We start from the raw sequence: 8332 nt of genomic DNA on the forward strand, positions 1-8332 counted from the left end.
GGTTGGTTGACAGGCAAGGGGGGCGGTTCCCAAGTTTTTTCAAGCAATTTGAAGGAGGCTGACTTATGGCATCCCCGCAGACAGATATGGAAATGACACAGGTTTATCCCGATTGGGGGTGGAAGGGCTTGTTGGCCTTGGGTCTCGTGATGTTTTCCGGGGGTATTTTGGCTTTCCTGAACCCCTTTGCCGCGTCGCTGACGGTTGAGGCGCTGGCGGGGGCAGTGTTTCTGGCCGCCGGTCTGATGGAGCTTTGGAGGGCTGTGCGTGAACGTGAGCTGGAGATGAGCGACCGCCTGTTGATGGGCGGGCTTGGTGCGATGTTGGCGTTATTGGCGGTCGTGTTGTTGCTGAACCCGCTGGCGGGTCTCGTCACGCTGACCTTCGCGGTGGCGCTGATGTTTGTCGTCATGGGGGCCCTGCGCATGGCGATGGCTTGGCGGATGCGTCCGGCCACCGGTTGGGGCTGGATCATGGCGTCGGGCGTGATTTCAATCACCTTGGCGGGCCTGATCCTGATGGCTTTGCCTGAAGCGGCCTTGGGTCTGTTGGGGATTTTCCTTGGTGTTGATCTGGTGATGGCCGGGACCGTGACTCTGGCGTTGGCATGGGCGCGGAGATCCGGCGAGGTCTAGCGCGCCATGGACAGTGCCTTGGGCTTGTGCTCAAGTCCTGCGCATGACGAGTAGCACGCGCATCGGTCGCCCCGCCCTTATCCTGACGGCCCTGATAACCTTGGGCACAATGGTCACCCTGCTGGCCATGGGCCGGGTGCCGTATTGCGACTGTGGCTATATCGACCTGTGGGGCGAGTTGGGGACCAGCGAGGCCAGCCAGCAAGTTTTCGATTGGTACACGCCCAGTCATCTGCTGCATGGGGTCTTGTTTTACGCCATCCTGTGGCTGGTGGCGCGGCGGGTATCGCTTGGCGGGCGTTTGGTGATTGCCACGCTGGTCGAATGTGCGTGGGAGATTGTCGAGAACACCGATGCGGTGATCCAGCGGTATCGCGAGGTGACGATCTCGCTGGATTATTATGGGGATAGCGTTTTGAACTCGGCCTCGGATATCGCGGCGATGTTCGTGGGCTTCTGGCTGTCGCGGGTATTGCCGGTGTGGGCCAGTGTGGCGGTGGTCATCGGGTTCGAGGTGCTGACCATGTGGATTATCCGCGATGGTCTGGCGCTCAATATCATCATGCTTTTGTACCCCATTGAGGCGATCGCCGAGTGGCAGGCGGGTTAGAGCGTGATGCGCAGGCCATCTTGGCCGATATGAATGTCCCCTGAATAATGCGGTTGCGTGGCTTGCAGCCAATCCTTTGCCGTCACCTCGGGGTCGTCGGCGGGGATCAGGTGATTGAGCGCGAGCGCCTTGACCCCGGCCTGCTGCGCGATTTTGGCGGCCTCTTCTGCCGGGGTGTGGCTTCGCAGGATGTGTTTGAGCAGGCGGTCGTCTTTGTACCCCATCCGGTCGACGATTTTCTGCACGCCGGGGATGAGCATCGCCTCATGCACCAGAAGGTCGGCATCGCGGGCGAAATCCACCATTTCGGGGATCGGGGCGGTATCGCCTGAGAGGACCACGGTTTTGCCCGCGCCGGTGAGTTTGAGGGCGAAGCTGTCGCGGATCGGCGGGTGGTGGTTGCGCAGGGTGGTTATGGTGAGGTCGCCCATGTGAAGGGTCGTGGTATCGTCAAGCACATGAATCGGCGCGAGGTTGGCCAGATCGGGGCGGCCCTCGTCCGAAATGCGGGTTTCGATGTCGAACGCCATGGAGGCCAGAAAGCCTTGCCAGTAGGTGCTCAGCCCATCGGGCGCGTGGATGGGCAGCGGAGTTTTGAGGCCTGCCGTCCAGGCGGTGTGCAAAAGCGGGCCGAGTTCGAGGTAGTGATCGGAATGCAGGTGGGTGATCAGCACGGCATCGAGATCGGTGAGCGTGACCCCGGCGCGGGTGAGGGCGGAGGTACAGCCGAGGCCCGCATCCACCAGCACCGTTTGGCCCGCCATCTGAACGAGTATCGCCGTGGGCATGGAAGAGCCGGGCCGGATGGCCGGGCCGCCCTTGGTGCCAAGCAGGGTGATGGCGGCGGTCATGTGGTTGAGCCTTTCCCAAAACGGCTTCGGAGCAGGCCCAAACCGCAGGTCAACGCGATACCAACCCCATCGGCCCACAGGTCAGCCCATTCGCCGGTGCGCCCCACGCTGGGTTGGATCAGTTCGATCGCCGCACCGTAGGCCAGGGCGAGGGGGGCAAGCCAAAGAAGCGCACGGGGGCGGGAGAGGGCCACGGGCAGGACCAAGATGCCGAAGGCCAGCGCGTGCAATTGCTTGTCGGTCAGCGGCAGGGGGCTGCCGGGCGGGTCGGGGGGTGTCAGGGTGAACCAGCCGATGGCCGCGCCGATCAGCAGGGTCAGGAAAAGGGCAATGGCGTGGGGCATGGTGATCCGATCAGCATCTTTTCTCCACCGGGGATACACCCCAAGTACGGCGTGCAAAACCCCCGGTTGGAGACGGTTCGGCCCTGATAGCGTTAACGATTTGCCGGGTTTTTCGTCAAGGAATCGCAAAAAACCCGCCCCGGCGTCATCTTTTTACGCCTCGAAAATAGGTGCAAAGCGTCGCAGGTTAGTCAAGTAATTGAAAACATGTGGTATTCAACGGTATACATTCTTTTTCAAGCGGCTTGCCCGGTCTGCAAGGCTCTGCTACACCCCAGCCGAATTTCGATGTGATCCGGGTCACATCGTTCGCTAACGCCCCCGGCAAGACGGCCCCCGCGCCGTCTTTTCTAAAACCGGGGCCAGACATCGGAAGGGTGGACGTGTCCGAACCAGCTTCGATCTCCTCCGGCATTGCCGAGCGCTATGCCACCGCCATTTTCGAGCTGACCAAGGAAAGCAAATCCGTGGCCAAGCTCGAATCCAACATCACCGACCTTGCCGCCGCGATTGACGTGAGCGAGGAGTTGCGCGACCTGATCGCCAGCCCGGTTTTGAGCCGGACCGAACAGGGCGCTGCAATCGCCGCTGTCGGCAAAAAGCTCAATCTGGTGCCGGCGCTGCAAAACGGCCTTGCTGTTATGGCCGACAAGCGCCGCCTGTTCGTATTGCCGCAGCTTCTGCAACAGCTGAGTGCGCTGATTGCGGAAGACAAGGGCGAAGTGACTGCCGAAGTGACCAGCGCCAAGGCGCTGACCAAGGCGCAGTCGGACAAACTCGCCAAGACGCTGAAAGCGCGTATTGGCAAGGACGTGAAGATTAATGCGGCCGTCGATGAAAGCCTCATCGGCGGTCTTGTCGTCAAGGTGGGCTCGAAGATGATCGATACCTCGATCCGCTCGCGCCTCGATTCCCTACAGAATGCAATGAAAGAGGTCGGATAAATGGGTATCCAAGCTGCAGAGATTTCTGCGATCCTGAAGGACCAGATCAAGAACTACGGCAAAGACGCCGAAGTGGCCGAAGTTGGCCGGGTTCTGTCGGTCGGTGACGGTATCGCGCGTGTGCACGGTCTGGACAACGTGCAGGCCGGTGAACTTGTCGAGTTCCCCGGTGGCGTCATGGGCATGGCCCTGAACCTTGAAGCCGACAACGTGGGTGTCGTGATCTTCGGCTCGGACCGTGAGATCGGTGAAGGCGACACGGTGAAGCGCACCAAGTCGATCGTGGACGTGCCCATCGGCGACGAACTGCTGGGCCGTGTTGTGGACGGTCTGGGCAACCCGCTGGACGGCAAGGGCCCGATCAAGACCAAGGCCCGCGGTGTTGCCGACGTCAAAGCGCCGGGCATCATCCCGCGTAAATCGGTTCACGAGCCGATGGCGACCGGCCTGAAATCGGTTGACGCGATGATCCCGATTGGCCGTGGCCAGCGTGAGCTTATCATTGGTGACCGCCAGACCGGTAAGACGGCTGTTGCTCTGGACACCATGCTGAATCAGAAATCCTACAACGACGCCGCCGGCGACGATGAGAGCAAGAAACTTTACTGTGTTTACGTCGCGGTTGGTCAGAAGCGGTCGACCGTTGCGCAGCTGGTGAAGAAGCTGGAAGAAGCCGGGGCGATGGAATACTCCATCGTTGTCGCCGCGACCGCCTCGGACCCTGCGCCGATGCAGTTCCTCGCACCTTACTCCGCCACCGCGATGGCCGAGCATTTCCGCGACAACGGCCGCCATGCCCTGATCGTCTACGATGACCTGTCGAAACAGGCCGTGGCCTATCGTCAGATGTCGCTGCTGCTGCGTCGTCCGCCGGGGCGTGAAGCCTATCCGGGTGACGTTTTCTACCTCCACTCCCGTCTGCTGGAGCGTTCGGCCAAGCTGAACGAGGACAATGGCTCGGGCTCGCTGACGGCGCTGCCGATCATTGAAACCCAAGGTGGTGACGTTTCGGCCTTTATTCCGACCAACGTGATCTCGATCACCGACGGTCAGATCTTCCTTGAAACGGAACTCTTCTACCAAGGTATCCGTCCTGCTGTGAACACCGGTCTGTCGGTGTCGCGTGTGGGCTCAAGCGCCCAGACCAACGCGATGAAATCGGTTGCCGGTCCGGTGAAACTGTCGCTGGCTCAGTACCGCGAGATGGCGGCCTTTGCCCAGTTCGGTTCGGACCTCGACGCCGCCACTCAGCAGCTGCTGAACCGTGGTGCGCGCCTGACCGAGCTGATGAAACAGCCACAGTATTCGCCGCTGACCAACGCCGAGATCGTCTGCATCATCTATGCGGGCACCAATGGCTACCTCGACAAGATCGACGTGAACCAGGTTGGTCGCTTCGAAGACGGTCTTCTGAACCACTTGCGGTCCAAGAAGCAGGACCTGCTGGACTGGATCACCAACGAAGATCCGAAGATCAAGGGTGAAGCCGAGGACAAGCTCAAGGCTGCGCTGGACGAATTCGCCGCCGACTTCGCGTAAGGGGGAGATAAGGCAATGCCGAATCTCAAGGACCTAAAAAACAGGATCGAGTCGGTCAAATCGACCCGCAAGATCACCAAGGCCATGCAAATGGTTGCCGCGGCGAAACTTCGCCGCGCGCAGGAGGCCGCCGAGATGGCGCGCCCCTATGCCGAGCGGTTCAATGCCGTGATGAGCAAGCTGGCCGCATCGGTCGGCGACAGTGACAGCGCGCCCCGCCTGTTGCGCGGCACCGGCGAGGACAATGTCCATCTGCTGGTGGTGATGACTGCCGAGCGGGGGTTGTGCGGTGGCTTCAACGCCAATATCGCCAAGCTGGCGCGCACCGAGGCCGAAAGCCTGCGGGCGCATGGCAAGACGGTGAAGATTATCACCGTCGGCAAGAAGGGCCGTGATGCCCTGAAGCGGGACTTTGGCGATTTGTTCATCGACCACGTCGACATGACCGGTGTGAAAAACATCAGCTATGACGATGCGCAGGCGGTGGCCAAGAACTTGCTGGATCGCTTCGACAAGGGTGAATTCGACGTTGCCAAGATCTTCTATTCGGAGTTCGAGAACGTCGTGAGCCAGATCCCGACCATGCAGCAGGTGATCCCGTTCCAAGTGGACGAAAGCGCCGCCGAGGACGAGGCCGAAGCCAATGTCGTTTACGACTACGAGCCGGACGAAGAGGCCATTCTGGCCGATCTTCTGCCGCGTGGCGTGGCGACGGCGATCTTCAGTGGATTGCTGGAAAACGGCGCCTCGGAGCAGGGCGCGCGGATGTCCGCCATGGACAACGCCACGCGCAACGCCGGCGAGATGATCGACGATCTGACCATCGAATATAACCGTTCGCGTCAGGCCGTGATCACCAACGAGCTTATCGAAATCATTTCGGGCGCCGAGGCGCTCTGACGACAACCGGAGAAACGAAACAATGGCAAACGCAAAAGGCAAAGTCACTCAGGTGATCGGCGCCGTGGTGGACGTGCAATTCGACGATCACCTGCCCGAAATTCTGAACGCCCTTGAAACCGACAACAACGGCAAGCGCCTTGTTCTCGAGGTGGCACAGCACCTTGGGGAAAGCACCGTGCGCTGCATCGCCATGGACGCGACCGAAGGTCTGGTCCGTGGGCAGGAAGTGTCGGACATGGGCGAGCCGATCAGTGTTCCCGTGGGCGACGCCACGCTTGGCCGCATCCTGAACGTCATCGGTGAGCCGGTGGACGAAGGCGAACCGATCAAGGCCAAGGAAACCCGCCCGATCCACGCCGAAGCCCCCGAGTTTCAGGCGCAGTCGACCGAATCGGAGATCCTTGTCACCGGCATCAAGGTGATCGACCTTCTGGCCCCCTATTCCAAGGGTGGTAAAATCGGTCTCTTCGGCGGTGCCGGTGTGGGCAAGACGGTTTTGATCATGGAGCTGATCAACAACATCGCCAAGGTGCACTCGGGCTACTCGGTCTTCGCGGGTGTGGGGGAACGGACCCGTGAGGGGAACGACCTTTATCACGAGATGATCGAATCCAACGTGATCAAGCCCGACAACCTTGAGGAATCCCAAGTGGCGCTGGTGTACGGCCAGATGAACGAGCCTCCGGGGGCGCGTGCCCGTGTGGCCCTGACTGGCCTGACGCTGGCCGAACAGTTCCGTGACCAGTCGGGTACTGACGTTCTGTTCTTCGTTGATAACATCTTCCGCTTTACGCAGGCGGGCTCGGAGGTGTCGGCTCTGCTCGGTCGTATTCCTTCGGCGGTGGGCTATCAGCCGACGCTGGCCACCGACATGGGCCAGATGCAGGAGCGGATCACCTCGACCAAGCAGGGCTCGATCACCTCGATCCAGGCCGTTTACGTGCCTGCGGACGACTTGACCGACCCGGCGCCGGCGACCACCTTTGCCCACTTGGACGCGACCACGGTTCTCAACCGCGCGATCTCGGAAAAAGGCATCTATCCGGCGGTTGACCCGCTTGACAGTAACTCGCGCCTGATGGACCCGCAGATCGTGGGCGAAGAGCACTACGAGGTGGCCCGCGAAGTTCAGGGTGTTTTGCAGCGCTACAAGGCGCTTCAGGACATCATCGCCATTCTCGGCATGGACGAATTGAGCGAAGACGACAAGCTGACCGTGGCGCGCGCCCGCAAGATCGAGCGCTTCCTGTCGCAGCCCTTCGACGTGGCGAAAGTCTTTACCGGGTCGGACGGTGTGCAGGTTCCGCTGGAAGACACCATCAAATCGTTCAAGGCGGTTGTGGCCGGTGAATATGACCACCTGCCCGAAGGTGCCTTCTACATGGTGGGCGGCATCGACGAGGTGAAAGCCAAAGCCGAGAAGATGGCTGCCGACGCGGCCTAAGCCTTAGCGCCTCCCGTCCTTCGGGGCGGGAGGTTAACTCCTGAAGGAGATCAATGAATGGCTGATACAGTCCAATTCGATCTGGTAAGCCCCGAGCGCCTGCTGACATCCGTCGCGGCGAAAGAGGTGCGTATTCCCGGTGCCGAGGGTGACATGATGGCAATGCCCGATCACTCACCCCTGATCACCACCCTGCGGCCCGGCATCCTCAAGGTTGTCAGCGCCGAGGGCGAGGCGGATTACGTTGTCACCGGCGGTTTTGCCGAGATCAATGCCGATGGCATTTCGGTTCTGGCCGAAAAGGCGATTGCCCGCGAAGACATCACGCAAGAGCAGTTCAAGGCGCTGGTGGACGAGGCGACCGACAAACTTGCCAAGGCGCAAGAGGTTTATGTCAACGAGCCGGGTCCGGTGGATGATGCCGCCAAACTGCTGGCCGACATGGTGGCCATGGGCGACCACATCGGTCTTTCTGTCAACTGATCCCCAGTCGACACCGGCATGAGAGATCAAAGGGCCCCAGCGGGCCCTTTTCCTTTTTTGGTTCTCAATTTCGCCCAAAACTCGTAATACTCGCATCTTGGGGAAGATGAGGAACATGATGCGGCATCTGGATAGCAAATACATCGGTGTGGCGCAGGGGGATGACGTCTTGTTCTCGGATTACGAGGACGGCGGCGACATGTGGACCGGCAGCGGATCGCGCGAACGCCGGCATAGCCTTAAATTCCCTGAGACTTTCAAAAGCCCGCCTGCCGTGCATGTCTCGCTGTCGATGTGGGATATGGACAGCGCAACGAACGCGCGGGCCGATGTCACCGCTGAAAAGGTGACCGAGCGAGGTTTTGATGTTGTCTTCCGCACATGGGCTGACACCCGGGTTGCCCGGGCGCGCATCCGCTGGATGGCGATCGGTGAGGTCTTTCACGAAGACGACTGGCAGGACGTTTACTAAAGCGTTTCACTTAATCGTTGCGCGCGCTCCACTGGAAAAGTGCGCGCGCAAGCCGTTTCGAAACGGCTTGGCCCAAGCGCCTTGCAAGGCGCTTGCGGGCGCGGTTT

Annotated in this window: 10 protein-coding genes; 8 read left to right on the forward strand and 2 right to left on the reverse strand. The window is 60.6% G+C overall.

The annotated features are described in order from the left end of the window. Nucleotides 1–65: 65 nt before the first annotated feature. On the forward strand, nt 66–635 hold the full coding sequence (locus QZ498_RS07745; protein ID WP_294621268.1) for an HdeD family acid-resistance protein: 570 nt from the start codon (nt 66–68) through the stop codon (nt 633–635). Between the two features lie 43 nt (nt 636–678). Beyond that, entirely contained in the window at nt 679–1245 is a 567-nt protein-coding gene (locus QZ498_RS07750) for a DUF2585 family protein (RefSeq protein WP_294621269.1), read from the forward strand. Here QZ498_RS07750 and QZ498_RS07755 read toward each other — a convergent pair. Beyond that, nucleotides 1242–2096 (reverse strand): MBL fold metallo-hydrolase, encoded by an 855-nt coding sequence (locus tag QZ498_RS07755; protein ID WP_294621270.1) that lies wholly within the window; start codon nt 2094–2096, stop codon nt 1242–1244. The genes QZ498_RS07750 and QZ498_RS07755 overlap by 4 nt on opposite strands. Continuing rightward, nucleotides 2093–2440: a VanZ family protein gene (locus tag QZ498_RS07760; RefSeq protein ID WP_294621272.1), complete on the reverse strand. Its 348-nt coding sequence runs from the start codon at nt 2438–2440 to the stop codon at nt 2093–2095. The genes QZ498_RS07755 and QZ498_RS07760 overlap by 4 nt, the downstream gene beginning before the upstream one ends. A 383-nt stretch (nt 2441–2823) precedes the next feature. Here QZ498_RS07760 and QZ498_RS07765 point away from each other — a divergent pair, with 383 nt between their 5' ends. From QZ498_RS07765 to QZ498_RS07790, 6 genes are all read left to right on the forward strand, one after another. After that, the gene (locus QZ498_RS07765; protein ID WP_294621273.1) at nt 2824–3384 is read left to right on the forward strand and encodes a F0F1 ATP synthase subunit delta; all 561 of its coding nucleotides are present in this window, start codon (nt 2824–2826) and stop codon (nt 3382–3384) included. After that, a complete protein-coding gene (atpA, locus tag QZ498_RS07770) occupies nt 3385–4923 on the forward strand; it encodes a F0F1 ATP synthase subunit alpha (RefSeq protein ID WP_294621274.1) in 1539 nt (512 codons plus the stop codon). It abuts the gene before it with no gap. 15 nt (nt 4924–4938) lie between these two features. Next, nucleotides 4939–5823 (forward strand): F0F1 ATP synthase subunit gamma, encoded by an 885-nt coding sequence (locus QZ498_RS07775; RefSeq protein WP_294621275.1) that lies wholly within the window; start codon nt 4939–4941, stop codon nt 5821–5823. Nucleotides 5824–5845: 22 nt separating this feature from the next. Beyond that, nucleotides 5846–7270 (forward strand): F0F1 ATP synthase subunit beta, encoded by a 1425-nt coding sequence (gene atpD / locus QZ498_RS07780; protein ID WP_294621276.1) that lies wholly within the window; start codon nt 5846–5848, stop codon nt 7268–7270. Nucleotides 7271–7327: 57 nt separating this feature from the next. Continuing rightward, nucleotides 7328–7753, forward strand: a complete 426-nt coding sequence (locus tag QZ498_RS07785) for a F0F1 ATP synthase subunit epsilon (RefSeq protein WP_294621277.1) — start codon at nt 7328–7330, stop codon at nt 7751–7753. Between the two features lie 118 nt (nt 7754–7871). Continuing rightward, nucleotides 7872–8225 carry an H-type lectin domain-containing protein gene (locus tag QZ498_RS07790; protein ID WP_294621281.1) on the forward strand — a complete coding sequence of 118 codons (354 nt, stop codon included), beginning with the start codon at nt 7872–7874 and terminating at the stop codon, nt 8223–8225. The last annotated feature ends 107 nt before the right edge of the window (nt 8226–8332 follow it).

The organism is uncultured Roseovarius sp. (genome assembly GCF_913057115.1).
In the GTDB taxonomy this organism is placed as follows: Bacteria; Pseudomonadota; Alphaproteobacteria; order Rhodobacterales; family Rhodobacteraceae; genus Roseovarius.

Coding starts and splice junctions, on each gene's coding strand:
- atpD (WP_294621276.1), top strand. CDS start 5,846: ATGGCAAACGCAAAAGGCAAAGTCACTCAGGTGATCGGCGCCGTGGTG.
- atpA (WP_294621274.1), top strand. CDS start 3,385: ATGGGTATCCAAGCTGCAGAGATTTCTGCGATCCTGAAGGACCAGATC.
- QZ498_RS07785 (WP_294621277.1), top strand. CDS start 7,328: ATGGCTGATACAGTCCAATTCGATCTGGTAAGCCCCGAGCGCCTGCTG.
- QZ498_RS07790 (WP_294621281.1), top strand. CDS start 7,872: ATGCGGCATCTGGATAGCAAATACATCGGTGTGGCGCAGGGGGATGAC.
- QZ498_RS07745 (WP_294621268.1), top strand. CDS start 66: ATGGCATCCCCGCAGACAGATATGGAAATGACACAGGTTTATCCCGAT.
- QZ498_RS07755 (WP_294621270.1), bottom strand. CDS start 2,096: ATGACCGCCGCCATCACCCTGCTTGGCACCAAGGGCGGCCCGGCCATC.
- QZ498_RS07775 (WP_294621275.1), top strand. CDS start 4,939: ATGCCGAATCTCAAGGACCTAAAAAACAGGATCGAGTCGGTCAAATCG.
- QZ498_RS07750 (WP_294621269.1), top strand. CDS start 679: ATGACGAGTAGCACGCGCATCGGTCGCCCCGCCCTTATCCTGACGGCC.
- QZ498_RS07760 (WP_294621272.1), bottom strand. CDS start 2,440: ATGCCCCACGCCATTGCCCTTTTCCTGACCCTGCTGATCGGCGCGGCC.